Source organism: Streptomyces sp. YJ-C3 (assembly GCF_053891275.1).
This window is the reverse complement of record NZ_CM132685.1, coordinates 891,087-916,517: the sequence shown is the minus strand read 5'-3', so window position 1 is coordinate 916,517 and position 25,431 is coordinate 891,087. Positions and strand designations below refer to the sequence as shown.

Genomic DNA, 25,431 nt, shown 5'->3' with positions numbered 1-25,431 from the left:
CCGCGGTTACGTTCGGGCGGTGCAGCACCGCCCGGACGTGATCCCGCAGTCCTTCTGGTCCCAGCTCCCGCCCGCCGCCGGTGCCGCCGTGATGGCGACCGGCATCGTCTCGGTCGGGTTCCGGCTGACCGGGTACGCCGTCCTGTCCGGTGTCTTCCTGGTCCTTGCCGCGGCGCTCTGGGCGGTGCTGGCCTGCGATTTCCTGCTCCGTCTCGTCCGCGACCGCGGCCGCTGGGAGCGCGAGGCGGACACGCCGCCCGCGCTGACCGCGGTCGCGGCGACGTGCGTCCTCGGCACCCGGCTCTCGCTGGCGGGCCTGCAGGCGCTCGCCGAGGCGCTGCTGGTGATCGCCGCGCTCGTGTGGCCCGTGCTGCTCCTCGCCGTCGTCCGCCACTGGAAACCGCGGATGCCGGGGCTCGTCTTCCTCGTCTGCGTGGCGACCCAGAGCCTGGCCGTGCTCGGGGCGACGCTGTCGGCGGAGCTGGGCGTGGCCTGGCTCGGCCACGCGGCGGTGGTGGTGTTCTGGTGCGGGATCGTGCTGTACGTCGTCGCGTTCGCCCGGTTCGACCGCCGGCAGGTGTTCGAGGGGGCCGGGGACCACTGGATCGCGGGCGGGGCGCTGGGGATCTCGGCGCTCGCGGCGGCCCGGCTGGTGCTCGCCGGGCGGGCCGGTGACCTCTGGAACTCCGACGTCACCGGGGTGCTGCGCGACATGTGCGGGGTGCTGCTCGCGCTCGACCTGGCCTGGTACGTGGTGCTCGCGGTGGCGGAGGTGCTGGAGCCGCGGTTCACGTACGACGTGCGGCGCTGGTCGACGGTGTTCCCGATGGGGGTGACGGCCGTGGCCACGCTCTCCGTGGCCACCGCCGTCGAGACGTCCTGGCTCAAGGGGCCGGGACAGGTGCTGTTGTGGATCGCGGTGGCCGTCTGGCTGGTCACCGCGGTGGGGGCGGCCCGCTCGGCCGGGGCCGTCAGGTCCAGAGCACGGCGATGAAGATGTTGGCCACGGTGAGGCCGCCGACCGCCGCGAACAGGCCCTTCTCCGCCTTCTCCTCGTCGCGCTTCACGTAGACGATGCCGAGGATGACGATCAGGATCGCCAGCTTCACGCCGATCTTGATGTTGTTCACGGTGTTGTCGTCGGCCTGATGGAGGCCGACCAGGGCGACACCGGTCACCAGCATGGTCAGGGCGCCGTGCAGCATGGCCTTGTTGAAGCGGGCCGTGCCCTGCCCCATCGCCGACATCTGCGTGAGGAAGCCGCCGAGCAGCGAGGCGATGCCGATGATGTGCAGGCCGACGAAGAGATGGATGAGTACGTCCATGCTGCGGAGCCTAACGGGACGCCCGTGTCGTCCCGACACCGATCCCCCGTAGCCCTCGCGGACGACTTCGGGCCGCTTCGGGCCACTACGCGCACCTGTCCATCACTCTCTGCCACCAGCCGTAACAAACAAGCCAGTTCCTAACAATCCGGCGCCAACCCGTTACGCAGAGGTTTAGCGTCCTTCCTCAGGTGACCGGCTCCCCACCGCCGCCCGGGCCAGGGGCGGCAGTCGGACACCACCGCCGAGAAAGGTCCGGCGGCGGCCCGCTCCCCCTGTGCGGGCCGCCGCCGGACGCGCGATCGGCGCCCCTCACGCAGCAGTACGTGCAGGCAGGCAGTACGACCGGAAGGACGTGGCACTTCGTGCCGGCAGCGCATCGCAAGCCGAAACAGCGTTCGTTCAGTGGCAGTACGGTCCGCACCGCGGCCACCCTCGCTCTCGCCTCCGCGGCGACCACCATCGCCTTCGACGGCGGTGCGGCGCACGCGGAGCCGAACCTCAGCCCCGCTCAGGTGAAGGCGAAGGTCGACAGGCTCTACCAGGAGGCGGAGGTCGCCACCGAGAAGTACAACGGCGCGAAGGAGAAGGCGGGCAAGGCCCGCAAGAAGGTGGACTCGCTGCAGGACGAGGCGTCCCGCCGGACGGAGTCGCTCAACACGCAGCGCCAGCAACTGGGTGCGGTCGCGGCGGCGCAGTACCGCACGGGCGGCGTGGACCCGTCCGTACAGCTGCTGCTGTCCTCCACGCCCGACCGCTATCTCGACGAGGCGTCCTTCACGAACCGCGTCGGCACCCGCCAGGCCGCCACGATCACCCGCGTCCGCAAGGAGCTGCGCGAGATCGACCAGCTGCACACCCAGGCCGACGGCTCCCTCTCCGAACTGCGAGCCAAGCAGAAGGAGTTGGAGAAGCAGAAGAAGACGGTGACGAAGAAGCTGGCGGACGCCCGGCAGCTGCTCGACCGGCTCACCCCGGCGGACCGGGACCTCACCACGGCCGACGGCGGCGACCGCGCCTCCCGCTCCACGCCCCGGGGGAAGGTGGGCACGGCCCCCAACTCCCGTGCCCAGGCGGCCATCGCCTTCGCACACAACGCGCTCGGCAGCCCGTACGTCTGGGGCGCCACCGGCCCGAACGCCTTCGACTGCTCGGGCCTGACGCAGGCCGCGTACCGCTCGGCGGGCGTCTCGCTGCCGCGCACCACGTACGCGCAGATCAACGCGGGGCAGCGGGTCTCGAAGTCCCAACTGCAGCCGGGCGACCTGGTGTTCTTCTACTCCGGCATCAGCCATGTCGGGCTCTACATCGGCAACGGGCAGATGATCCACGCGCCGAACCCGAGCGCGCCCGTGCGGATCGCGCCGATCGACCAGATGCCGTTCGCCGGGGCCACGCGGGTTTCCTGAGATCCCGGCCGTGCCGCCGTGTTGTACTGCTGCCGTGACGGACAAGGACCCGATACGGGCGACGGGCACGGCGGCGCGGCTCACGGAGCGGTTCGAGGAGCAGCGGCCCCGGCTGCGCTCGGTGGCGTACCGGATTCTCGGTTCGCTCAGCGAGGCCGACGACGCCGTCCAGGAGGCCTGGATCCGCGCCGACCGCGCGGACACCGACGAGGTCGGCAACCTCGCCGGCTGGCTGACCACCGTCGTCGCCCGGGTCTGCCTCAACATGCTGCGGTCCCGCGCCACGCGCCACGAGACCCCGCTAGACGAGCGGCCCGCCGACCCGGCGCTCGGCCCCGACGAGCAGGGCCATCCCGAGGAGGAGGCCCTGCTCGCGGACGAGGTGGGGGTGGCGCTCCTGGTCGTCCTGGACACGCTGTCGCCGGCGGAGCGGGTCGCGTTCGTCCTGCACGACACGTTCGCGGTGCCGTTCGAGCAGATCGCGCCGCTCCTCGACCGCTCCCCCGCCGCCGTGCGCCAGCTCGCCAGCCGGGCCCGGCGCCGGGTGCGGGGCGCGGAGCCCGCCTCCGGCTCGGACCCGGCGCTGCGCCACCGGGTCGTCGAGGCCTTCCTCGCCGCCACGCGCGGCGGTGACTTCGAGGCGCTGCTGGCGCTGCTCGCCCCGGATGTCGTGCTGCACGCCGACCGGGCCGTCATCCCCACGCCCGAGCCGGTCACGCTGGCCGGCGCGCGGGCCGTGGCCGAGAGCGCGATGGCGGCGGTGGCGCGGGCGCGGCTCACCGGGGTCGCGCTCATCGACGGCGTGCCGGGCCTGGTCATGGCGGTCCACGGCCGCCTCGCCCTGGTCCTCAGGTTCACGTTCGGGCCCGCCGGATCGGGGGACATCGCGGCGATCCATGTGGTGGCCGAGCGCGCGGAGCTGGCGCAGCTGGAGATCGAACTCCCGTGCGTCACCGGCTGATTCAGCGGCTCACGGGGGTCTCCCGCTCCACCCGCGACAGCTTCTCGGGGTTGCGCACGGCGTAGAGGCCGGTGACGAGGCCGTCGTCGATGCGCACCGCGAGGACGGCCACGATCTCGTCGCCGATCCGGAGCGTCAGCGCCGGGGCGCCGTTGAGGCGGGTCTGCTGCGCCGTCACCAGGGCGATGAACCGGCTCAGCACGGGGGCCACGTTCTCGATCCCCACGACGGGCTCCAGCGCGGCCCGGACGACTCCGCCGCCGTCGCCCAGGAAGACGACGTCCGGGGCGAGGATGTCGAGCAGGCCCTGCAAGTCCCCTGTGTCGACGGCCCGTTGGAAGGCTTCCAGCGCGCCTCGGCTCTCGGCGGGGGAAACGACCCCGCGCGGCCGGCGCGCCGCGACGTGCGCCCGCGCCCGGTGGGCGATCTGCCGGACGGCGGCCGGGCTCTTCTCGACGGCTTCCGCGATCTCGTCGTATCCGAGGTCGAACACGTCGCGCAGCACGAACACCGCCCGCTCGGTCGGCGCGAGGGTCTCCAGGACGAGCAGCATCGCCATCGAGACGCTCTCGGCCAGCTCGACGTCCTCGGCCACGTCGGGCGCGGTGAGCAGCGGCTCGGGCAGCCAGGGGCCGACGTAGGACTCCTTGCGGCGGTCGAGCGTGCGCAGCCGGGTCAGGGCCTGGCGGGTGGTGATCCGCACCAGGTAGGCGCGCCGGTTCTGCACGGTGCCGAGATCGACGCCCACCCAGCGCAGCCAGGTCTCCTGGAGGACGTCCTCGGCGTCGGCGGCGGAGCCGAGCATCTCGTAGGCGACGGTGAAGAGCAGGTTGCGGTGGGCCACGAACGCCTCGGTGGCGGGGTCCGGCGTGCCGGCCATGGACGGCTCCTCTTGTCTCGCGTCGGTGTCTCTTGCGTCGGTGTCGCTCGCGCCGATCTCGCACACATGACGCCGCCCGCCGCCGCTCTGTGACACCCCCACCGGCATGGCGTACGTCACATTTGCGGGGCGTCACAGAGTCCGGGTCGTCGGCATCTCGTGTTCGTCAGATCCCGAATCCACCACCCGAATCCACCTGTGAGGACGACGACATGGAACTCCACGCACCCCGTCTGGACCTCTTCGGCAGCCCGGTCGTGGCCAGGGCCCTGAAGCATTTCGCCTCGGCGAGCCGGGCGATCATCGACGGCTCGAAGCTGCCGAAGGCGACCCAGGACCTGGTGATGCTCCGGGCCAGCCAGATCAACGGCTGCGGCTACTGCACCGACGCCCACAGCAAGGACCTGGCGCACGCCGGGGAGAGCGCGGCGCGCGTCAACCTGGTCGCCGCCTGGCGCGAGTCCACCGTGTTCACCGACGCCGAGCGCGCCGCGCTGGAGCTCACCGAGCAGGGCACGCGCATCGCCGACGCGGCCGGCGGCGTCCCGGACGAGGTCTGGGCGCGGGCCGCCGAGCACTACGACACGGAGCAGCTGTCCGCCCTGGTGCTGTTCATCTCCCTCATCAACGCCTCCAACCGCATGGGGGTCATCAACCGGATGGCTGGCGGCGACTACCAGCCCGGCCAGTTCGGCTGACCCGGCGCGGAAAGGAACGGGAACCTCATGAGCACAGCACTCGAAACGCTCCGCCGTGACTTCGGCGGCGACATCATCGAACCGGGCGGCGCGCGGTACGCGTCGGCCGGCCGCACGGTGCTGGTCCCGGGCAGCCCGGCGTTCGTCCTGCGGCCGAAGAACGTCGCGGACGTCCGGGCGGGTGTCCGATTCGCCTCCGCCACCGGCCAGTTGCTGTCCGTGCGCGGCGGCGGCCACTCCTTCCCCGGCTTCGGCACGAACGACGGCGGCGTCGTGATCGACCTGGGCCATCTCGCGCACGTGGAGGTCATCGACGACGTACGTCACCTGGTGCGGACCGGCGGCGGCGCCACCTGGGGCCAGGTCGCGGACGCCCTCGCCCCGCACGGCCTGGCGATCTCCTCGGGCGACACCCGGGGCGTCGGTGTCGGCGGGCTGACGCTGTCCGGCGGCATCGGCTGGAAGGTCAGGAAGTACGGGCTGACCCTGGACAGCATGGTCGCCGCGGAGGTGGTCACCGCCGCCGGGGAGGTCGTGCGGGCGAGCGCGGCGGAGCATCCGGACCTGTTCTGGGCGCTGCGCGGTGGCGGCGGCAACTTCGGGATCGTGACCGTCTTCGAGTTCGCGGCGCACCCGACGACGGACGTCTTCCACGGCCGGATCACCTTCCCGGCGGCGGAGGCGGCCGGGGTGCTCCAGGGCTGGGCGGAGTACGTGCGCACCGCCCCCGACGCGCTCACCTCCACCGCGGACCTCGCCAACCCGTTCGCCGGCGGGCCCGAGGCGCCGGTGCAGATCCACGTCGCCTTCGACGGCGACGATCCGCGGGTGGCGGCGCGGGCCGTCGACCCGATCCGCCGGCTCGGCACGGTGACCGGCGACGACATCGCGCTGAAGCCCTGCGCGGACACGCTCGTGGACGCCGTGGCCGCGCCGCCCGGCGTCCGGCTGCTGACCCGGAGCGGTTTCGTCACCGAGGAGGCGGTGCCCGGGGCGCTCCGGGTCCTGGCCGAGGCGGGGGCGGCGCAGGGGTCGCCGTTCATCGCCGTACGCAGTGTGGGCGCGGCGGTGTCCCGGGTCGCCGACGACGCCACCGCCTACGCGCACCGCCGGGCGGAGCTGATGATCGTGACGACGACCGCGGGTCCGGAGCCGGTCGTCGAGGCGGCGCGTCCGGCGCTGGATGCGCTCTGGCACCGGCTCGCCCCGCATGTCGGCGGCGCCTACGCGAACTTCCTCGCCTCGGCCACCGACGACGTCGCCGCGGTCTATCCGGCGGCGGTCCGCGAGCGGCTCGCGGCGGTCAAGCGCCGGTACGACCCGGGCAATCTGTTCTCCTCCAACCACAACATCCGCCCGCGCTAGGAGGTCTCAGGCGGACTTCTCCCACACGGACACGTGCTGCCCGCTCTCGCTCGTGAAGGGCTCGCGGGTCCAGCCGCTCCATCGCTCGCGCAGCCGCAGTCCGGCGAGCCGTGCCATGAGGTCGAGTTCGGACGGCCAGACGTAGCGGAAGGGGATGGTCCAGTACGACCCCTGCCCGGTCTCCGGGTCCACCTCCACGTAGTTCGAGCTCATGGCCTGCGTGGCGACGTCGTACCGGTCGAACGCCCACTTCGTGTCGCTCACATGGAACGGCACGGCCTCCTGCCCCGGCGGCAGCCTGCGCAGGTCCGGGACGCCCGTCTCGATGACGAAGCAGCCGCCGGGGGCGAGGTGGGCCGCGGCGTTGCGGAAGCAGTCGACCTGCGCGTCCTGCGAGGTCAGATTCATGACGGTGTTGAAGACGAGGTAGGCGAGCGAGAACTCGGCGCCGCCGGCCGTGGCGCTGGCGAAGTCACCGATGGTCACGGGAATCCGGTCACCGCCCGGCTTGGCGCGCAGCCGGGCTGCCATCGCTCTGGACAGGTCGATGCCGTGCACCGCAACGCCGCGCGCGGCGAGCGGGAGGGCGACCCGTCCCGTGCCGATCCCGAGCTCCAACGCGGTTCCCTTACCGGCGAGTTGAGCGAGGAAGTCGACGACGGGATCGAGGGTCTCCGGGGTGAACATCCCGGCGGACGACCGGTCGTACGTCGCCGCGATCCGCTCGGGGAAGTAACCGTCGGGGTCGAGGGCAGGTTCGGGGGCTGCGTCTCCGTTGACCATGGGAGGACGGTAACGACGAAGGGCAGGGCGGCGCGCGGCATTTTCGGGCGGCCGTCCGTACCCCCCTTTCTGTCCCGCGTCTGTCCCGCCATGTCCCGGCTGTCCGGAGCCGCGTACGGGTATGGCTCGGCGTTGGAGGTGGGTGCGCATGGACGAGCCCGGGTGGGATGTCGACCCCGAGGACGAGATCGCTTCTGCGGTGGAGATCGTGGGCGATCAGCTGAAGTTCCTGCGGGAGGCGGCGGGTCTGCGGGTCCCTGAGTTCGCGGAGGTCATCGGGTACGGCGAGGACCTCGTACGGAAGATCGAGCGCGGGGCACGGATTCCTCGGCCGGAGTACCTGGACAAGGTGGACGAGGTGCTGGACGCGGGTGGGCAGGTCCGCGCCATGAAACCCCGCATGGCGCGGGCGCGTTACCCGAGGAAGGTTCGGGAGCTGGCCGATATGGAGGCGCGCTGCGCGGAGATGTGTCTGTACAGCAACCACAATCTGCATGGATTGCTGCAGACCGATGAGCACGCGGCGGCGCTGCTCGGGACCCGGCGGCCTGCCTACTCGCCGGAGGATCTGGAGCCGATGCTGGCCGCACGAATGGCTCGCCAGACCATCTACGAGCACTCTCCCGCGCCTGAACTCAGCTTCGTCCAGGAAGAGGTGACGCTGCGGCGCCCGGTGGGAGGGACAATGGTGCTGCGCCGCCAGCTCGAACGGCTGCTGGAGGTCGCACAGTTGCCGTTCGTCGAGTTCCAGGTGATGCCGAGCATTCGCTGGGACCACCCAGGAACGGGCGGACTCATCGAGGTGCTGAAGTTCGGGGACGGTACAGCAATGGGGCGCACCGACGGAGAGTTCGGCGGCAAGCCGGTTTCCGACCCGAGGCAGCTCCGGATCCTCGAACTGCGGTATGGCATCATCCGGGCCCGGGCTCTTGATCCAGGGGAGTCGCTGGCCCTCGTCGAGCAAGTGCTGGGAGAGACATGATCCGCAAGGTGTCCGCCGGGGACGTTTCCGAGCTGGTGTGGTTCAAGAGCAGCTTCAGCAGCAGCAGCAACGGCGAGGACTGCGTAGAAGTCGCCCTCGACTGGCGCAAGAGCAGCTACAGCGACAGCAGCGACGGCAACGACTGCGTAGAGGTCGCCCCCACCCCCACCACCATCCACATCCGCGACTCCAAGAACCCGGACGGCCCGCGCCTCACCGCGACCCCGTCCACCTGGACCGCCTTCCTCACCTACGCCGCAACCCGCTGAACCTCACAGCGCCTTCAACGCAGCCGCGGTAGCCGCCGAAAGCCGCTTCAGATGGCCCTTCGGCAGCTGCGGCGTGCGCACGACGACGGAGCGCCAGTAGAGCGGCCCGGAGATCAGATCGAGGGCCAGCTCTTCATCGAGCCCCGAGCGGAGCTCCCCCCGCGTCACGGCGGACTGAACGATTCCGCTGGCCACACTGTGCTGCCCCTCGCGGAGCGCCTTCTGCATGGCGTCGGCGATGTCGGGGTTGCGGGCCGCCTCGGCCTGCAGGTCGGGGATGATCTGACCGGCCACCGGGTGCTTCAGCGCCCGTGAAGTGACCTGGTACAGGAGCTCCAGATCCCCTTCGAGCGAACCCGTGTCCGGCGTCGGCAGACCCTGCACCGCTATGGCGGAGACCAGGTCCAGGACGAGGTGCAGCTTGGAGCGCCAGCGGCGGTAGACGGCCGTCTTGCCGACGCCCGCGCGGCGCGCGATGCCCTCGATGGACATCCGGGCGTAGCCCACGGCGGCGAGCTCCTCGAAAACGGCGGCCTGAATGGCCTCGGTCACGTCCTCCCGGAGGACCGCGGCTCCGGCGGGAGCTCTGCGACGCGTCGGCTTGGCGGAGTCGGCGTTGGTCGTCATGACACCCAGCATAGGTCCGTAACGACGAAACGGTTGCGTTCCGACGTCGGAACGGCCTACTCTCACGTCACGACGATACGGGTCCGTCCCGACGTAAACAGCAGGCAAACAGCAAGCACCCCCGGGGCGATTCCCCGGGCGGTCCCCCGAGCGAAAGCAGCGGATGTGAGTCAGGTCCTGGACACGCCTCCCACGCCGGCCTCCGCACCGGCCGTGGAGGATCCCGCCGTCCTCGCGGCCCGGTACGGGCTGACCGTCAGCGGCGCCCGCCCCTCACTGTCCCGGTACGTCGGGCAGCTGTGGCAGCGCCGGCACTTCATCACCGCCTTCGCGACCGCCAAGCTCACCTCGCAGTACAGCCAGGCGAAGCTCGGCCAGGTCTGGCAGGTCGCGACGCCGTTGCTGAACGCGGCGGTCTACTACTTCATCTTCGGCGTGCTCATGGGCACCAGCCGGGGCGTGCCGGACTACATCCCGTTCCTGGTCACGGGCGTGTTCGTGTGGACGTTCACGCAGTCGTCGGTGATGGCGGGCACGCGGGCCATCTCCGGCAGCCTGGGCCTGGTGCGCGCCCTGCACTTCCCGCGCGCCTCGCTCCCCGTGTCGTACTGCCTGCAACAGCTCCAGCAGCTGCTGTTCTCGATGTGCGCGCTCGTCGTGATCCTGCTCTGCTTCGGCGTCCCGCCGACCATGTCCTGGCTGCTGGTGATCCCGGCGCTGCTGCTGCAGTTCACGTTCAACACCGGGCTCGCCCTGATCATGGCGAGGATCGGCGCGCACACCCCCGACATCGCGCAGCTCATGCCGTTCCTGCTGCGTACGTGGATGTACGTGTCCGGCGTGATGTGGAGCCTGGACCACCTGACGAACGGGAAAGACGTCCCGCACATCGTGCTGACGCTGCTCAAGGCGAACCCGGCCGCCGTCTACATCGACCTGATGCGCTTCGCGCTGATCGACAGCTTCACCGCGGACCAGCTGCCGCCGCACGTGTGGGCACTGGCCGTGGGCTGGGCGCTGCTCGCCGGCGTCGGCGGGTTCATCTACTTCTGGAAGGCAGAGGAGACGTACGGCCGTGGCTGACCTCACCACAGACCAGCAGCGGGACCAGCGGGTCCCCACCGTGATCGTCGACGGCGTCGACATCATCTACCGGGTCAACGGCACGGGCGCGGGCCGCGGCAGCGCCACCGCCGCCCTGAACCGCATCCTCGGCGGCAGGAAGAAGGCCGAGAAGCGGGCGGGCGTGCGCAAGGTGCACGCCGTCAGGAACGTCAGCTTCACCGCGTACCGGGGCGAGGCCATCGGCCTCATCGGCACGAACGGGTCCGGCAAGTCGACCCTGCTCAAGGCCGTCGCCGGACTGCTGCCCACCGAGAACGGGCGGATCTTCACGGACGGGCAGCCCTCGCTGCTCGGTGTGAACGCGGCGCTGATGAACGACCTGACCGGGGAGCGCAACGTCCGGCTCGGCGGGCTCGCCATGGGGATGAGCCCGCAGCAGGTCCGCGAGCGCTACGACGAGATCGTCGACTTCTCCGGGATCAACGAGAAGGGCGACTTCATCACCCTGCCGATGCGCACGTACTCGTCCGGCATGGCGGCCCGGCTCCGCTTCTCCATCGCCGCCGCCAAGGACCACGACGTCCTGCTGATCGACGAGGCGCTCGCCACCGGCGACCGCTCCTTCCAGAAGCGCTCCGAGCAGCGGATCCGCGAGCTGCGCAAGCGCGCGGGCACCGTCTTCCTGGTCAGCCACAGCAACAAGTCGATCCGGGACACCTGCGACCGGGTGCTCTGGCTGGAGCGCGGTGAGCTGCGGATGGACGGGCCGACGGAGGAGGTGCTGAAGGCGTACGAGGAGTTCACGAATCCCCCAAAGCGGGAGAGCAAGCCCAAGTCGGAACCTAAGGCCCAGAAAGTCCCTCTTCCCTCCTGAGTCCCACCATGGGCGCACCGCACTTACCCTTTTGTCCGTTTAGTGCCAATATGGTGCGCTAGCGGTGAACAGAAGAGGATAAGGAGCCCGTGTGCAGGCCAAGGCCCAGCCCCGGCTGAGTGTGATCGTCCCCGTCTTCAACGTAGAGCTGTACCTCGACGAGTGCCTCAGGTCGCTGGCCGACCAGACCTTCACCGACTTCGACGTGGTGATGGTGGACGACGGCTCGACCGACGCCAGCGCGGCGATCGCCCGGGAATGGGCCGCCCGAGACCCCCGCTTCCGGCTCATATCCCAGGCCAACCAGGGCCTGGGCGCCGCCCGGAACGCGGGGGTGCGCGCACTGGCCACCGGCCCCGCGGGCCCGGAGTACCTCGCCTTCGTCGACAGCGACGACACCCTCCCGCCGAACGCGTACGAGCTGCTCATCGAGACCCTCGACGAGACGGGATCCGACTTCGCGGCGGGCAACGTCACCCGTTTCAGATCCGCCGGCCACGTCCAGTCGCCCGTGCACCGCACTCCCTTCGCGACCACCCGGCTGCGCACCCACATCTCCCGCTTCCGGCCGCTGCTGACCGACCGCACCGCCTGGAACAAGGTCTACCGCCGCGCCTTCTGGGAGCGGCACGCGTTCGCGTACCCCGAAGGCATGCTGTACGAGGACGCGCCCGTCAGCGTCCCGGCCCACTACCTGGCCGAATCCGTCGACATCCTGAGCGAGCCCATCTACAACTGGCGCGAGCGCGAGACCGGCGAGCGCTCCATCACCCAGAACCGCACCGACCCGCGCGGCCTGATCGACCGGGTGCGGTCGATCCGCATGGTGCGGGACTTCCTGACCGCGCGCGTCGGCTCCGACCCGATGTACGCGGACCACCTCGCGGCCTACGACCACAACGCGCTGTACGAGGAGATGCCGCTGTTCTGGAAGGTGCTGCCGGCGTCCGACCCGGCGTACCGTGCGGCGTTCCTCGACCACGTCGGGCGGCTCGCCCGCGACATCGGGCAGGACCGGGTGCGCGCCCTGCCGGTGCCGCACAAGCTCAAGATCTATCTGACGGTGCACCGGCGCATGGACGAGCTGATCGCCCTGCTGGAGTTCGAGAAGAAGCACGGCGGCTCGCTGCCGGTGGCGGGGGTGCTGCGCCCGCGCGCCGACTACCCCTTCCTCGACGCCTCGCGTCCCGTCCCCGACTCCGTACTGCGCCTGGACCACCAGGAGCTGGGCCTGCGCAGCCGCCTGGACACCGCGACCTGGGACGAGGACGGCAGGCTGCACCTGTCGGGGTGGGCGTTCGCGCGCCAGCTCGGCGCCGAGAAGCGCAGCCGGGCCCTGAAGACGCTGATCCTGCGCGAGAAGGGCGGCCGCAAGCGGGTCGTCGTCCCGGTCCGCAGCCACTACGACCCGGAGGCGACGGTCGCCTCCGGCGCCGAGTTCCGGCACGCCGACTGGGCCGGCTTCAGCGCCGTCGTGAACCCGGACCGGCTCAGGCGCCGGGGCCAGTGGGTCGACGGCCTGTGGCACGTGCGGATCGCGGTGGGCGGCACGGGCGCCACACCGCGCCGCGGCCCGCTGCGGGGAGCCGGCACCGGCTCCGGACAGACGCCGCCCGCCCACTGGGTCTCCCCCGACGTACGGGTCGCCCCGCAGATCCAGGGCGGCATCCTCCAGCTCCGGGTGGAGACGGCCCACGCCCGCGCCCTCGAAGTCCGCTACGCAGACGGCGAGTTGATCGTCCGCGGCGTGCTGCGCACGGCACCGGACGCCCCGGCGGCCCTGCGGCTGCGCCACCGCGAGTCCGGCAAGGTCCTCACGACACCGCTCGACCCCGGCCCGGCGGACGCGGACGGCCGGGTGCCGTTCACCGTGCGGGTGCGGCCCGGTGACCTCACCGCCGTCCGCGCGGACCACGAGCGGCTGCGCCCGACCCAGGCCGAGCGGTCCATCGCCCGCTGGGACACCTCGGTCCTGATCGGCCCCGAGGACGCCGAGCGGCCGCACCGGCTCGCCCTCGTCCTCGACGACCGCGAGGGCTGCACCGGCGCCCAGTTCCCCCACGAGGGGCGGACGCTGTACGCCCGCCGCTCCCCCGGCGGCTACCTCCAGCTGGTCGACCAGCCCGCCCAGCCGCTGGTGGAGCACGTCGCCACGGCGGCCGACGGCACCGTCACCCTCACCGGCACCTACCCGGCGCCCGGCACCCACGCCCTGCGCCTGGTGCTGCGCCAGACCTGGTCGGGCCACGAGTACGTGTTCCCGGCCGAGGCGGCGGGCGGCACGTTCCGCGCCACGTTCAGCCCGGCCCCGCCCGGCTCCGGACTGCCCCTGCGGTCCGGGTTCTGGTGGCCCTCCGTCGAGCGGGCCGACGGCACCCGCAGCTCGGTGCAGCTCGCGCCGACCGCGTCCCGGGACCTGCCGGCCGAGGTCACCGCGGGCGGCAAGCGCGTCGAGCTCCAGGTCCGCCAGTACGACCAGCTGGCCCTGCTCGCCCACTCCGAACTGCGGCCCGAGGAGCGCAGCCGGCACCGCCAGACCCGGCTGCGCGAGCGGACGTACCCGCTGGCCCGGCACGAGCCGCTGCGCGAGGCGGTCGTCTACGACGTGTTCGGCGGCCGCATGTACGGCGACTCGCCGCGCGCCCTGCACGAGGAACTCGTGCGCAGGGGCGCCCCGTTGGAGCATCTGTGGGTGGTGAAGGACGGGCAGTGCGAGGTGCCCGCGACCGCGCGGGCACTGCGCGTGCACAGCCCCGAGTACTACGAGGCACTGGCCCGCTCCCGCTACATCGTGGGCAACACGCATCTGCCGAAGTGGCTGGAGCGCCGCCCCGGCCAGAAGATCGTGCAGACCTGGCACGGCACCCCGCTCAAGCGGATCGGCTTCGACTTCGACAACGAGCACTTCGCGTCGACGGCGTACCTGGAGGACCTGGACCGCGAGCGGCACCAGTGGTCGATGCTGCTCTCCCCGAACAGCTTCTCCACGCCGATCCTGCGCCGCGCCTTCCGCTACGAGGGCGAGCTCGTCGAGGCGGGCTACCCGCGCAACGACGTGCTCCTGTCCCCCGACCGCGCCAAGCGCACCGCGCGGGTACGCGAGCGGCTCGGTCTGCCCGAGGGCAAGAAGGTGATCCTGTACGCGCCGACGTGGCGCGAGGACAAGCAGCGTCACAAGGGCGGCTTCCTGCTCGACCTGCGCATCGATCTGGAAGCGGCGAAGCGGGAGCTGGGCGACGACCACGTGCTCCTGATCCGGCCGCACTCGCACGTCGTGGAGCCGGTGCCCGGCGCGGGCGACGGCTTCGTGTGGGACGTGTCCGCGCAGGCCGGGATCACCGACGTGATGGACCTGCTGCTCGTCGCGGACGTGCTGGTCACCGACTACTCCTCGGTGATGTTCGACTTCGCGGTGACCGGCCGCCCGATGCTGTTCTTCACCTACGACCTGGAGCACTACCGGGACCGGCTGCGCGGCTTCTACTTCGACTTCGAGGCGAAGGCGCCGGGCCCGCTCGTGCAGACCTCCGCCGAGCTGATCGCGGCGCTGCGCGACGTGGACGCGGCGAGCGCCCCGTACGAGGCGGCGTACACGGACTTCCGCGCCGCGTTCTGCGACCTCGACGACGGACAGGCGGCCCGCCGCGTGGTGGACCGCATGCTGGAACCGTCCGCGGAGCGCGCCCCGGGGAAGAGCGAGGCCTGACATGACGAAGCTGAGCGTCATCGTGTACGGCCCCGACGTGCAGGGCCTGCTCGGCGCGTGCCTGGACAGCGTCGCCGGGCAGCTCCCGCCGGACGCCGAGCTGGTGACGGCCGCCGTCGGCGAGACCGCGCAGGACGTCGCGGTGCGGCACGGCGGCAGCGTCGTACCGCTCGCGCCCGGCACCTCCGACGCCGCCGCGCGCGCCGCGGGCGCCGCGCGGGCGGGCGGCACCTGGCTGTGGTTCGTGCACGCCAAGGACCGGCTGCCGACGGGCGCTCCGCGGGCGCTGCTCGACCGGCTGGCCGAGGTACCGGACACCGTGGACGTCGTCGTCGCGGACCACGTCCGTTCGACGTGGCGCTCGGCCGGCGGGTCCGGCGCCGACGCCGGACGCCTGGCCCGGGTGGGCCGCCGCGACCTGTCGCCGGCCGAGGCGTCCGACCTGCTGCGGGTGGCGCCGCTGCTCGGCAACCGCGCCGTGCGCGCCGCGTTCTGGCAGGAGCACCGGGACGAACTGGCCGACGCCGACGAGATGTTCGCGGCCCGCGCCGCCCTGGTCCTGGCCGGCCGGATCGCCTGCCTGGAGCACGTGGTCGTCGAGGCACGGGAGTTGCGGCCCGAGAGCCTGCCGCCGGTGACCGCCGAGCAGCGGTACGGCCTCGTCGGGGCGTACGAGGACCTGCAGCGGCTGATGGAGCGCCGGGGCGGCCCGGCCCGGCCGCGCGCCGTCCTGTACGACCTGATGGCCACGGAGTCGATGCGGGTCGTGGCGCGGGAGTCGATGCCGGACGCGGTGGCGCGGGAGTTCTTCCGCCGGGCGTCGGCCGCGGCCGTGCGCTGGCGGCCGGAGGGCCACCGGCGGCCCGGCGGCCTGGAGGGCGTCCGGCGGCGGCTCCTCGAAGAGGACGCGTACGCGAAGTACCGCGCGTTCCAGAGCGCCAACCACCTGCGGCGCGATCTGAAGGCGACGGCACGCACCCGCAAGAAGCAGCTCGGTGCCAAGGTCCGCGACGTGCAGTACCAGCGGGCGCTGCGCGAGCCGGTCGATCCGGATCTCGCCGTCTTCTCGGCCTATTGGGACCGCGGGGTGGCCTGCAACCCGGCGGCGATCGCGGCGAAGCTCGCCGAGCTCGCCCCGCACATCCGCCCGGTGTGGGTCGTGTCGAGGGCGACGGAGCCGCTGCTGCCGCCGGGCACCGACCACGTCGTGCCCGGCACCCGCCGCTACTGGGAGGTGATGGCCCGCGCCGCGTACCTGGTCAACAACGTCAACTTCCCGAACGCCGTGGTCAAGCGCCCCGACGCGGTCCACCTCCAGACCCACCACGGCACTCCGCTGAAGAAGATGGGCCTGGACCAGCTCGACTACCCGACGGCCTCCAAGGGCCTCGACTTCGACGCGCTGCTGTCCCGCGTCGACAAGTGGGACTACAGCGTCAGCGCCAACTCCCACTCCACGCGCATGTGGGAGCACGCCTACCCGTCCCACTACACCTCGCTCGACCACGGCTACCCGCGCAACGACGTCTACTACAGCGCCACGTCGGCCGACATCCGCGCGGTCCGCGACCGCCTCGGCATCGCCCCCGGCAGACGCGCGGTCCTCTACGCCCCCACCCACCGGGACTACGAGGCGAACTGGACACCGCGCCTCGACCTCGCCGCCCTCTCCGAACGTCTCGGCGACGACACCGTCCTCCTCGTGCGCGGCCACTACTTCTACGGCGGCGCCGCCTCCCCGCTCGCGAGCCTGCGCCGCAGCGGCCACGTGATCGACGTGTCGGCGTACGACCCGGTGGAGGAGCTGGCCCTGGCGTCGGACGCGCTGATCACGGACTACTCGTCGATCATGTTCGACTACGCCAACCTGGACCGCCCGATCATCAGCTACGCCGACGACTGGGACACGTACGCGCGGACCCGCGGCGTCTACTTCGACCTGATGGCCGAGCCGCCCGGCCAGGTGGCCCGCACCCAGGACGAGCTGACGGAGCTCCTCGCCACCGACGCGTGGCGCGACGAGGCGTCCGCCAAGGCCCGTGCCCACTTCCGGCGCCGGTTCTGCGAGTTCGACGACGGGCACGCCGCCGAGCGGGTCGTGCGCCGCGTCTTCCTCGGCGAACCCGAGGAGGCGCTGCCGCCGGTCGTGCCGGTCGCCGCCCGCACCCCCGCCCCCACGCCCGAGGAGGCGACCCGCTGATGGCGTTCACCCCCGACGTGACGGTCACGGTCATCGTCTTCAACGACGCGGAGCGCCTCCCGCGCGCGGTGGCCTCGCTCCAGGCGCAGACGCACGCGAACATCGAGATCGTCATCAGCGACGACCACTCCACCGACAACACCCCCGCCGAGGCGAGGGAGTTGGCGGCGGCCGACCACCGCATCACGTATCTGCGCCTCCCGGAGAACTCCGGCGGCTGCAGCGCCCCGCGCAACCGGGCGCTCGACATCGCCCGCGCCCCGTACCTGATGTTCCTCGACAGCGATGACGAACTGCCGCCGAAGTCGGTGGAGTTGCTGCTGGCGGCTCATCGCGAGCGCCCCGACATCGACTTCGCGATGGGCGCCGTGGAGCGGGTCCGCGTCGACACGGGCCGCACCTCGGTCTGGATGCCGCACCTGGTCGCCGAGCGCCGCACGGTGAACGGCATCGAGGCCGAACCCGGCCTGTTCTTCGAGCACCTGTCGACGAGCAAGATGTACGCGCGCGCCTTCCTGGACCGGAACGGCCTGCGCTTCCCGGAGGGCATCCACTACGAGGACCAGCTGTTCTCCGCGCAGGCCTACTGCCTGGCGAAGGCCTTCTCGATCGTCCCGGAGCCGGTGTACCGCTGGTACATCGCCCCGTACGTCGAGGAGTCCGCGGCCTCCATCTCCAACCAGCGGCACAAGCTGAGCAATGTCCGCGACCGCATCCACGTACAGGAGCTCATCGACGACTTCCTGGCAGAGGGCGGCTACAGCGCGGCGCTGCGCGAGGCCAAGGACTACAAGTTCCTCAAGCACGACTTCCGGATGTACGCGGGCGACCTGCCGTACCGGGACGAGGAGTGGCTGTCGGGCTTCGCGCAGACCGTGAACCCGTACCTGGCGCGGCTGGCACCGGGCGCGTACGCCCGTCTCCCGCGGGCCGAGCGGGTCGTGCTGCAGCTCGTACGGGACGGCCGCCTCGACGACACGCGGCTCGCGGCGCGGGGGCTCGGGCACGGGGTCGCTCCGCGGGAGACCGTGTCCGACGCGGCCGGGGCGGTCTACTGGGGGTCCGAGGTCCCCTCGACACAGACCGGTCGGCGTGAACTGTCCCTGTCCGACCTGGCGTTGGACGCGCGCCCCTTCCCCCGGGCCCAGTTCCGGCACGAGATCGTGTCCCTGGACCGAGGGCCCGGGCCGGCCTCGGTGCGGCTGACGGTGCGCACCTACGACCCCGGGCTGCGGCTGCCGGTCGGCCCGCAGGTGGCGGCGCTGGTCCTCTCCCCCGGCCGCCGGCGCATGACCGTCCGGTTCCGGCTGGACCCGGTGCGGCCCGGGATCTTCGAGGGCCGGGTCCTCCTCGACCTGGCCACCGCGTCGCTGCCGCCGCAGGGCTTCGCCGGGATCCGCCATCCGCTGCTCCAGCTCCAGGCCCCCGGCGGCCTGCGCAACACGGGCCTTCTGCTGGCCCCCCTGGAGTTCCCTTCCTTCACGGCGGCCGTCCCGCATCACCGGTTGACGGTGGAGCCGGAGGGGCGGGGGGCGGGACGGTTGCAGGCCCGCTGGGAGCCGACGGGCCTGACCGCACGCGTGGCGGGCCCGGTGGCACGCCGGGTGGGCCGTACCCCGCTGGCCCGCACGATCCGTCAGGCGGTACGGCTGGTTCGCTGAGGGGCGCGGGAGGACCAGGAGCAGCCGGGCCCGGGTCCGCGCGAGCGTGCTACCAGCGGCGCGCGGGGTGCTGGAAGACCCATGTCCGGTAGACGAGGAAGCGGAAGGCGGAGGCGAGCACGATCGACAGGCCCTTCGCGACGTTCGAGGCGAGCGGTCCGGTCAGGCCCGCTCCGTGGTAGCCCGCGTAGAACAGCAGGCTCTCCATCGCCACCCCGATCCCGCTGAAGACGAAGAACAGCGCGATCTGGCGGCGGGTGCGGGCGGCGCGGTCGCGGTAGGCGAAGAACCGGAAGCCGAGGTAGTTCGTGGCCATCGCCACGCAGCTCGCCACCACCGTCGCCGGCATCGGGCCCGAACCCAGGCCGTGCAGAAGGAGGTTGAAGACGAGCAGGTTCACCACGACGCCGCTGCCGCCGACCACGCCGAACTTCACGATCTCGAAGGAGAGGCGGCGCAGCCGCACGAGGGCCGGACGCGGCGGCGCGTACGACGTCGCGGTCACCGGCGCGACCTCGCGCGCAGCTTCCACGGCATGGCGACGGATTCGAGCTGCACCATCAGGTTCATCTTGGACTCGCCGACGGTGCGGTCCTCGAAGTGGATCGGCACCTCCATGATCCCGTAACCGCGGCGCAGCGCCCGGTACTTCATCTCGACCTGGAAGCTGTAGCCCGCGCTGTCCACGGAGGCCAGGTCGATGGCGCGCAGCGCGTCCTCGCGCCACAGGTTGAAGCCGCCGGTGATGTCACGGACCCGGGTGCCGAGGATGGTGCCCGCGTACGCGTTCGCCCAGCGGGACAGCAGGCGGCGGTGGGCGCCCCAGGCGTCGGACAGGGTGCCGCCCTGCACGTAGCGGCTGCCCAGGGTCACCCCGGCGCCGGTGGAGAGGGCGACTCCCAGCATCTCCGGAACCCGTGCGACGGGGTGGCTGCCGTCGGCGTCCATCTGCAGGACGTACCGTGCGCCGTCGGCGACGGCCCGCGTCATGCCCGCGGCGTAGGCGCGCCCGAGCCCTTCCTTGCCGGCCCGGTGCAGCACGGCCATCCGCCCGGCGAACCGCTCGGCGTACCGGTCGGCGATCTCGCCCGTGCCGTCCGGGCTGGAGTCGTCGACGACGAGGAGCCGCAGCCCGGGCAGCGGCAGCGCCATCAGCGCCTCGGCGATCCCGGGCAGGTTCCCCGCCTCGTTGTACGTCGGCATGACGACGGTCAGCGGTGTCGCGGCCCAGTCGGCGGGCAGCGCGACCGCACGGTCCGTCGGCTTCGTATCCGGCCTGGACGGCTTCGACGGCATCGGTTCTCCCTGATCGGTCAGAGATCTGTCAGACAATCAGGTCCACTTTAGACGGAATGCCGGAATTAGCGGCGTATGGCGAAGGACGGCGCCCGGTCCGTGCCGCACCGGCCACGGAAACGGGGGCGCCCGGGCCGGTGCACATCCGGCCCGGGGCGCCCCCGTCTGCGTATCGGCTACGCCCTACGAGTGCACCCGCAGCAGCGTACGCATCGTCCGCATCGCCACCGACAGGTTCGCCAGGTCGAAGGCGTCCGAGCCCTGGATCTCCTCCAAAGTGGTGCGCGCGCGGCCCAGGATCGGCGCGTTCTTCTCCTCCCACGCCTTGAACCGCTGCTCCGGCGTCGAGGTCCCGTTGCCCGCCGCCAGCACATCGGCGGTGAGCGCGGCGTGCGCCGCGTACAGGTCCTCGCGGATCGAGGCGCGGGCCATCGACTGCCAGCGGTCGGCCCGCGGCAGCTCGATGATGCGGTCCATGAGCTGGGTGATCGACAGCCGGTCGGCGAGGTCGTAGTACACCTCGGCGACGGCCAGCGCCTCCTTGCCCGTCCGGTCGGCGATCTGCACGATGTCGAGCGTCGGGAAGGCCGAGGAGAACCCGGCGACGCGCTGCGCCAGTTCCTCCGGCACCCCGGCGCCGGTCAGCTCGTCGAGGATCGACTGGTACCACTCGGCGTCCGCGCCGCGCAGCATCTTCGGCAGCGCCGCCCACACCTCGTGGACGCCGTCCTGGAAGAAGGAGATCGTCTCGGCCAGCTGCAGCGGCTGCGGCCGGTTGTTGAGCAGCCAGCGCGTGCCGCGCTCGACGAGCCGGCGCGAGTGCAGCCGGATCCGGGTCTGGACATCGGCGGCGACGACATTGTCGAGCGCCTCCACCGCGTCCCACACCTCGCCGAGCCCGAAGATCTCCCGGGCGGCGAGCTGCGCCCGCACGATCTCCTCCAGCGAGGCGCCGGTCTCCTCGCGCAGCCGGTGCAGGAACGTCGAACCGCCCGTGTTCACCGTGTCGTTGACGAGGACGGTCGTGATGATCTCGCGGCGCAGCGCGTGCGCGTCGATCGCCTCGCCGTACTTGTCGCGCAGCGCCTCGGGGAAGTAGGCGTGCAGCAGCCGACGCAGGTACGGGTCGTCGGGCAGGCTCGTCTGGATGAGCTCGTCCGAGGCCGTGATCTTCGTGTACGCGAGGAGGACGGCCAGCTCCGGCTGGCTCAGCCCGCGCCCGGTGTTGAGGAGTTCCTTGATCTGCCGGTCGTTGGGCAGGAACTCCAGGCCGCGGTCGAGGTGCCCCTGCTTGCCGAGCCGGCGCATGAAGCGCTGGTGGGCGTGGAGCAGCGAGGGCGACTGGGCCTCGGCGTTGGCCAGGGCGGTGTTCTGCGCGTAGTTGTTGCGCAGCACCAGGTGGCCGACCTCGTCGGTCATCGCGGCGAGCAGCTTGTTGCGCTGCTTCACCGTCAGATCCCCGTCGGCCACCAGGCCGTTGAGCAGGATCTTGATGTTGACCTCGACGTCGGAGGTGTTCACCCCGGCGCTGTTGTCGATGGCGTCGGTGTTGACCTTGCCGCCGCTGCGGGCGAACTCGATGCGGCCCAGCTGGGTCGCGCCGAGGTTGCCGCCCTCGCCGATGACCTTGGCGCGGACGTCCTGGCCGTCGACGCGGATGGCGTCGTTGGCCTTGTCGCCGACGTCCGCGTTCGACTCCGCGGACGCCTTCACGTACGTGCCGATGCCGCCGTTCCACAGCAGGTCGACCGGCGCCTGCAGGATGGCCTTCATCAGCTCGGCCGGGGTCATCTTGGCCTGGCCGGACTCGATGCCGAGCGCCTCGCGGATGTGGGCGTTGAGCTGGATCGCCTTGGCGGAGCGCGGGAACACGCCGCCGCCCGCGGAGATCAGCTCCTTGTCGTAGTCGGCCCAGGACGAGCGCGGCAGCTCGAACATGCGGCGGCGCTCGGCGTACGAGGTCGCCGCGTCCGGCTTCGGGTCGATGAAGATGTGCCGGTGGTCGAAGGCGGCGACCACCCGGATGTGCTCGGAGAGCAGCATCCCGTTGCCGAAGACGTCACCGCTCATGTCGCCGACGCCGACGACCGTGAAGTCCTCGGACTGGGTGTCGACGCCCAGCTCCCGGAAGTGCCGCTTGACGGACTCCCAGGCGCCGCGGGCGGTGATGCCCATCGCCTTGTGGTCGTAGCCGGCCGAGCCGCCGGAGGCGAACGCGTCGCCGAGCCAGAAGTTGTAGCTGCCCGCGACCCCGTTGGCGATGTCGGAGAACGTCGCCGTGCCCTTGTCGGCCGCGACCACGAGGTACGTGTCGTCCTCGTCGTGCCGCACGACGTCGGCGGGCGGCACGACCTCGCCGGCCACCAGGTTGTCGGTGATGTCGAGCAGCGCCGAGATGAAGGTCTTGTACGACGCCACGCCCTCGGCCATCCAGGCGTCCCGGTCCACGCTCGGGTCCGGGAGCTGCTTGGCGACGAAGCCGCCCTTGGCGCCGACCGGCACGATGACGGTGTTCTTCACCATCTGCGCCTTGACCAGGCCGAGGATCTCGGTGCGGAAGTCCTCGCGCCGGTCGGACCAGCGCAGGCCGCCGCGCGCGACCTTGCCGAAGCGCAGGTGCACACCCTCGACGCGGGGCGAGTACACCCAGATCTCGTACGCGGGCCGCGGCGCGGGCAGGTCCGGGATGGCCTGCGGGTCGAACTTCATGGAGACGTACTCGTGCGGCTGACCGCCCGCCGCCTCCTGGAAGAAGTTCGTGCGCAGCGTCGCCTTGATGACGGTGAGGAAGGACCGCAGGATCCGGTCCTCGTCGAGCGAGGCCACCTGGTCGAGGGCGCCGTCGAGCTCCTCGAGCAGCCCGTCGGTCAGCTCGGTGCCCGCGCGCTGGCGGTCCGGCGACATCCGCGCCTCGAAGAGGGAGACGAGCAGCCGGGTGGTGTGGACGTTGGTACGGAGGGTGTCCTCCATGTAGTCCTGGCTGAACGTGGAGCCCGCCTGGCGCAGGTACTTGGCGTACGCGCGCAGCACCATCGCCTGCCGCCAGTTCAGACCGGCGCGCAGGACGAGGGAGTTGAAGCCGTCGTTCTCGGCGAGCCCGGTCCAGGTGGCGGCGAACGCCTCCTGGAACCGCTCACGGCCGTCGGCCCCGAGGTCGTCCCCGTTGCCGTTCGCCGGCTTCGGCATGCGCAGGCCGAAGTCGTAGATCCAGGCGGTGGCGCGGTCCGCGCAGCGCAGCTCGTACGGGCGCTCGTCGGTGACCTCGACGCCGAGCCGCTGCAGCGCCGGGAGCACGGCGGACAGGGAGACGGGCGAGCCGGTCCGGTAGATCTTGAAGCGGCGCTCGCCGGGAGCCGCGCCCACCGGCTCGTACAGGGAGAGCGCGAAGTCCTTGTCCCCCTGGGTGAGTTGCTCCAGGTGGACCAGGTCGGCGACGGCGGCGCGCGGCGAGTGGTCCGCCTTGTAGCCCTCGGGGAAGGCCTGGCCGTAGTGGCGCAGCAGTTCGGCGGCGCGCTCCTCGCCGCACTCGGCGTTCAGCGCCTCGGCGAAGCCGTCGGCCCAGGAGCGGGCGGCCTCGACGAGGCGGGCCTCGATGCGGTCCTTGTCGGCGTCCGAGAGCTGCGGCAGCTCGGTGCCGGGCGCGACGCGGACGACGAAGTGCAGGCGGGAGAGGATCGACTCGGTGTTCCAGGCGGTGAAGTCGACGGTCTCGCCGCCCAGCTCCTCCTTGAGGATGTCGATGATCCGCAGGCGCACGCCCGTGGTGTAGCGGTCGCGCGGCAAGTAGACGAGGGCCGAGTAGTAGCGCCCGTACTCGTCCTTGCGCAGGTAGAGCCGCAGCCGACGGCGCTCCTGGAGGTAGAGGACGGAGGTGACGATGTCGCGCAGTTCGTCGGCCGGGGTCTGGAACAGCTCGTCGCGCGGGTACGTCTCCATGATCTGGAGCAGGTCGCGGCCGTCGTGGCTGGCGGGCGAGAAACCCGCGCCCTTGAGGACCTCGGCGACCTTGCGGCGGATGACGGGGACCCGGCGCACGGACTCGGTGTACGCGGCGGAGGAGAACAGCCCGAGGAAGCGGCGCTCGCCGATGACATTGCCCTCGGCGTCGAACTTCTTCACGCCGACGTAGTCGAGGTAGCTCGGCCGGTGCACGGTGGCGCGGCTGTTGGCCTTCGTCAGGACGAGGAGCTTGTGCTCGCGGGCCTTGGCGCGGGCGTCGGCCGGCAGCCGGTTGAAGGACGGCGAGACCGGGTGGTGGTCGTCGGCGTCGTGGTGCGGGTCGGCGCGCAGGATGCCGAGGCCGGTGCCGGGCACGGCGGCCAGCGAGTCGTCGTCGGTGAGGGTGTACTCACGGAAGCCGAGGAAGGTGAAATGGTCGGCGGACAGCCAGCGCAGCAGCTCGCGGGCCTCGTCGACCTCCTGCTCGTCCAGGTCGCCCGCGGTGGGCTCGCGCGGCAGGTCGTCGGCGATGCGCAGCGCAGCGTCGCGCATCTTCTCCCAGTCCTCGACGCACTCGCGCACGTCGGACAGGACGCGCAGCAGGTCGGCGCTGATCTGCTTCAGGTCGGCCCGGTCGGTCTCGCGGTCCATCTCGACGTGGATCCACGACTCGGTGAGCACGTCGTGGCCCTCGGCGGTGGTGCCGGCCGGCAGCACCTCGAGGAGCTTGCCGGCGACGTCGCGGCGGACGACGACCTGCGGGTGGATGACGACGTGGATGCCGCGGCCCTGACGGGACAGCTCGTTGGTGACGGAGTCCACCAGGAACGGCATGTCGTCGGTGACGACCTCGACGACGGAGTGGCTGGAGGTCCAGCCGTTCTCCTCGACGGTCGGCGTGTGGACTCTGACGTTCGCGGTGCCCTGCGGTCGGTTCTCGGCGAGGCGGTAGTGCGAGTACGCGGCGCCGAAGATGTCGACCGGGTCGCGGTCCGTGAGGTCCTCGGGTGCGGTGTGCAGGTAGTAGCGCTGGAGGAACGTGAGCACGGTGTCCCGGTCAGGAGTGCCCTCGTCCGTCGCCCCAGTCGGTAGGTGCCCCCCTACCGGGCTGTTCTCAGCTACCCGGGCGGCCCGTGCGAGCAGCTCGGCCTTGGCTTCGTCCAGCTTGGTCTGCATTGTCCTCTGGCTCCTGTCGCGCGCCGTTGCGTGACGTAGACGTGACGTAGGTAAAGCGGTCGACGTAACGCCGCGACGCGGGGTGTCCGGTCGACATCGACGTTATGCCGGAATGGGAGAAGAGCGGACGGTAATGCGCCATTTTCAACGAACTGGCCATCCGCCGGAAACGATCAGCGGCTGAGCGCCGGGCACGGTCGCGGTGGCGACCCGTG

The 25,431-nt window shown here is 71.6% G+C and carries 19 protein-coding genes; 12 read left to right on the top strand and 7 right to left on the bottom strand.

The annotated features are described in order from the left end of the window. Positions 1 to 19: 19 nt before the first annotated feature. Positions 20 to 994 (top strand): tellurite resistance/C4-dicarboxylate transporter family protein, encoded by a 975-nt coding sequence (locus ACVHNB_RS04040; protein ID WP_428952796.1) that lies wholly within the window; start codon positions 20 to 22, stop codon positions 992 to 994. On the opposite strand, the gene ACVHNB_RS04035 is transcribed toward ACVHNB_RS04040, so the two are convergent. Then, positions 972 to 1,325: a hypothetical protein gene (locus tag ACVHNB_RS04035; protein ID WP_428952797.1), complete on the bottom strand. Its 354-nt coding sequence runs from the start codon at positions 1,323 to 1,325 to the stop codon at positions 972 to 974. The genes ACVHNB_RS04040 and ACVHNB_RS04035 overlap by 23 nt on opposite strands. Before the next feature lie 365 nt (positions 1,326 to 1,690). On the opposite strand from ACVHNB_RS04035, the gene ACVHNB_RS04030 reads away from it, so the two are divergent. Then, positions 1,691 to 2,734, top strand: coding sequence for a C40 family peptidase (locus tag ACVHNB_RS04030; RefSeq protein ID WP_428952798.1), 1,044 nt, complete (start codon positions 1,691 to 1,693; stop codon positions 2,732 to 2,734). A 34-nt stretch (positions 2,735 to 2,768) separates the two neighbouring features. Then, positions 2,769 to 3,695 carry a sigma-70 family RNA polymerase sigma factor gene (locus ACVHNB_RS04025; RefSeq protein WP_428952799.1) on the top strand — a complete coding sequence of 309 codons (927 nt, stop codon included), beginning with the start codon at positions 2,769 to 2,771 and terminating at the stop codon, positions 3,693 to 3,695. 1 nt (position 3,696) lies between these two features. Here the strand turns inward: ACVHNB_RS04025 and ACVHNB_RS04020 are convergent, their stop codons facing one another. Further along, a complete protein-coding gene (locus ACVHNB_RS04020; protein WP_428952800.1) occupies positions 3,697 to 4,575 on the bottom strand; it encodes an RNA polymerase sigma-70 factor in 879 nt (292 codons plus the stop codon). A 212-nt stretch (positions 4,576 to 4,787) separates the two neighbouring features. Here ACVHNB_RS04020 and ACVHNB_RS04015 point away from each other — a divergent pair, with 212 nt between their 5' ends. Together ACVHNB_RS04015 and ACVHNB_RS04010 are read left to right on the top strand one after the other, a co-directional pair. Next, positions 4,788 to 5,273, top strand: coding sequence for a carboxymuconolactone decarboxylase family protein (locus ACVHNB_RS04015; RefSeq protein ID WP_428952801.1), 486 nt, complete (start codon positions 4,788 to 4,790; stop codon positions 5,271 to 5,273). A gap of 27 nt (positions 5,274 to 5,300) precedes the next feature. Then, entirely contained in the window at positions 5,301 to 6,638 is a 1,338-nt protein-coding gene (locus tag ACVHNB_RS04010; RefSeq protein ID WP_456227421.1) for an FAD-binding oxidoreductase, read from the top strand. Between the two features lie 6 nt (positions 6,639 to 6,644). Here the strand turns inward: ACVHNB_RS04010 and ACVHNB_RS04005 are convergent, their stop codons facing one another. Next, positions 6,645 to 7,421 (bottom strand): class I SAM-dependent DNA methyltransferase, encoded by a 777-nt coding sequence (locus tag ACVHNB_RS04005; protein ID WP_428952803.1) that lies wholly within the window; start codon positions 7,419 to 7,421, stop codon positions 6,645 to 6,647. A 148-nt stretch (positions 7,422 to 7,569) separates the two neighbouring features. Here ACVHNB_RS04005 and ACVHNB_RS04000 point away from each other — a divergent pair, with 148 nt between their 5' ends. Together ACVHNB_RS04000 and ACVHNB_RS03995 are read left to right on the top strand one after the other, a co-directional pair. Continuing rightward, positions 7,570 to 8,403 (top strand): helix-turn-helix domain-containing protein, encoded by an 834-nt coding sequence (locus tag ACVHNB_RS04000; protein ID WP_456227420.1) that lies wholly within the window; start codon positions 7,570 to 7,572, stop codon positions 8,401 to 8,403. Beyond that, on the top strand, positions 8,400 to 8,672 hold the full coding sequence (locus ACVHNB_RS03995) for a DUF397 domain-containing protein (protein ID WP_456227419.1): 273 nt from the start codon (positions 8,400 to 8,402) through the stop codon (positions 8,670 to 8,672). The genes ACVHNB_RS04000 and ACVHNB_RS03995 overlap by 4 nt, the downstream gene beginning before the upstream one ends. A gap of 3 nt (positions 8,673 to 8,675) precedes the next feature. Here the strand turns inward: ACVHNB_RS03995 and ACVHNB_RS03990 are convergent, their stop codons facing one another. Next, on the bottom strand, positions 8,676 to 9,299 hold the full coding sequence (locus tag ACVHNB_RS03990; protein ID WP_428952806.1) for a TetR/AcrR family transcriptional regulator: 624 nt from the start codon (positions 9,297 to 9,299) through the stop codon (positions 8,676 to 8,678). Between the two features lie 165 nt (positions 9,300 to 9,464). On the opposite strand from ACVHNB_RS03990, the gene ACVHNB_RS03985 reads away from it, so the two are divergent. From ACVHNB_RS03985 to ACVHNB_RS03965, 5 genes are all read left to right on the top strand, one after another. Next, the gene (locus ACVHNB_RS03985) at positions 9,465 to 10,382 is read left to right on the top strand and encodes an ABC transporter permease (protein WP_428952807.1); all 918 of its coding nucleotides are present in this window, start codon (positions 9,465 to 9,467) and stop codon (positions 10,380 to 10,382) included. Continuing rightward, complete coding sequence (locus ACVHNB_RS03980; protein ID WP_456227418.1) at positions 10,375 to 11,238, top strand: ABC transporter ATP-binding protein; 864 nt, start codon at positions 10,375 to 10,377, stop codon at positions 11,236 to 11,238. The genes ACVHNB_RS03985 and ACVHNB_RS03980 overlap by 8 nt, the downstream gene beginning before the upstream one ends. A gap of 91 nt (positions 11,239 to 11,329) precedes the next feature. Further along, positions 11,330 to 14,944, top strand: coding sequence for a CDP-glycerol glycerophosphotransferase family protein (locus tag ACVHNB_RS03975; protein ID WP_456227417.1), 3,615 nt, complete (start codon positions 11,330 to 11,332; stop codon positions 14,942 to 14,944). A gap of 1 nt (position 14,945) precedes the next feature. After that, on the top strand, positions 14,946 to 17,144 hold the full coding sequence (locus ACVHNB_RS03970; protein WP_456227416.1) for a CDP-glycerol glycerophosphotransferase family protein: 2,199 nt from the start codon (positions 14,946 to 14,948) through the stop codon (positions 17,142 to 17,144). Then, positions 17,144 to 18,805, top strand: coding sequence for a glycosyltransferase family 2 protein (locus ACVHNB_RS03965; protein ID WP_456227415.1), 1,662 nt, complete (start codon positions 17,144 to 17,146; stop codon positions 18,803 to 18,805). The genes ACVHNB_RS03970 and ACVHNB_RS03965 overlap by 1 nt, the downstream gene beginning before the upstream one ends. Positions 18,806 to 18,854: 49 nt before the next feature. Here the strand turns inward: ACVHNB_RS03965 and ACVHNB_RS03960 are convergent, their stop codons facing one another. The 3 genes from ACVHNB_RS03960 to ACVHNB_RS03950 form a co-directional block, all read right to left on the bottom strand. After that, the gene (locus ACVHNB_RS03960; RefSeq protein ID WP_428952812.1) at positions 18,855 to 19,310 is read right to left on the bottom strand and encodes a GtrA family protein; all 456 of its coding nucleotides are present in this window, start codon (positions 19,308 to 19,310) and stop codon (positions 18,855 to 18,857) included. Further along, positions 19,307 to 20,101, bottom strand: a complete 795-nt coding sequence (locus ACVHNB_RS03955) for a polyprenol monophosphomannose synthase (RefSeq protein WP_428952813.1) — start codon at positions 20,099 to 20,101, stop codon at positions 19,307 to 19,309. Before ACVHNB_RS03955 ends, ACVHNB_RS03960 begins: the two co-directional genes overlap by 4 nt. 183 nt (positions 20,102 to 20,284) lie before the next feature. After that, positions 20,285 to 25,216 (bottom strand): NAD-glutamate dehydrogenase, encoded by a 4,932-nt coding sequence (locus tag ACVHNB_RS03950; RefSeq protein ID WP_456227414.1) that lies wholly within the window; start codon positions 25,214 to 25,216, stop codon positions 20,285 to 20,287. Between the last annotated feature and the right edge of the window lie 215 nt (positions 25,217 to 25,431).

What these genes read in the sequence shown, in the direction of transcription:
- ACVHNB_RS04035 (WP_428952797.1), bottom strand. Translation starts at nt 1,325, where the DNA reads ATGGACGTACTCATCCATCTCTTCGTCGGCCTGCACATCATCGGCATC.
- ACVHNB_RS03970 (WP_456227416.1), top strand. Translation starts at nt 14,946, where the DNA reads ATGACGAAGCTGAGCGTCATCGTGTACGGCCCCGACGTGCAGGGCCTG.
- ACVHNB_RS03950 (WP_456227414.1), bottom strand. Translation starts at nt 25,216, where the DNA reads ATGCAGACCAAGCTGGACGAAGCCAAGGCCGAGCTGCTCGCACGGGCC.
- ACVHNB_RS04005 (WP_428952803.1), bottom strand. Translation starts at nt 7,421, where the DNA reads ATGGTCAACGGAGACGCAGCCCCCGAACCTGCCCTCGACCCCGACGGT.
- ACVHNB_RS04015 (WP_428952801.1), top strand. Translation starts at nt 4,788, where the DNA reads ATGGAACTCCACGCACCCCGTCTGGACCTCTTCGGCAGCCCGGTCGTG.
- ACVHNB_RS03990 (WP_428952806.1), bottom strand. Translation starts at nt 9,299, where the DNA reads ATGACGACCAACGCCGACTCCGCCAAGCCGACGCGTCGCAGAGCTCCC.
- ACVHNB_RS03965 (WP_456227415.1), top strand. Translation starts at nt 17,144, where the DNA reads ATGGCGTTCACCCCCGACGTGACGGTCACGGTCATCGTCTTCAACGAC.
- ACVHNB_RS04000 (WP_456227420.1), top strand. Translation starts at nt 7,570, where the DNA reads ATGGACGAGCCCGGGTGGGATGTCGACCCCGAGGACGAGATCGCTTCT.
- ACVHNB_RS04010 (WP_456227421.1), top strand. Translation starts at nt 5,301, where the DNA reads ATGAGCACAGCACTCGAAACGCTCCGCCGTGACTTCGGCGGCGACATC.
- ACVHNB_RS04020 (WP_428952800.1), bottom strand. Translation starts at nt 4,575, where the DNA reads ATGGCCGGCACGCCGGACCCCGCCACCGAGGCGTTCGTGGCCCACCGC.
- ACVHNB_RS03995 (WP_456227419.1), top strand. Translation starts at nt 8,400, where the DNA reads ATGATCCGCAAGGTGTCCGCCGGGGACGTTTCCGAGCTGGTGTGGTTC.
- ACVHNB_RS03955 (WP_428952813.1), bottom strand. Translation starts at nt 20,101, where the DNA reads ATGCCGTCGAAGCCGTCCAGGCCGGATACGAAGCCGACGGACCGTGCG.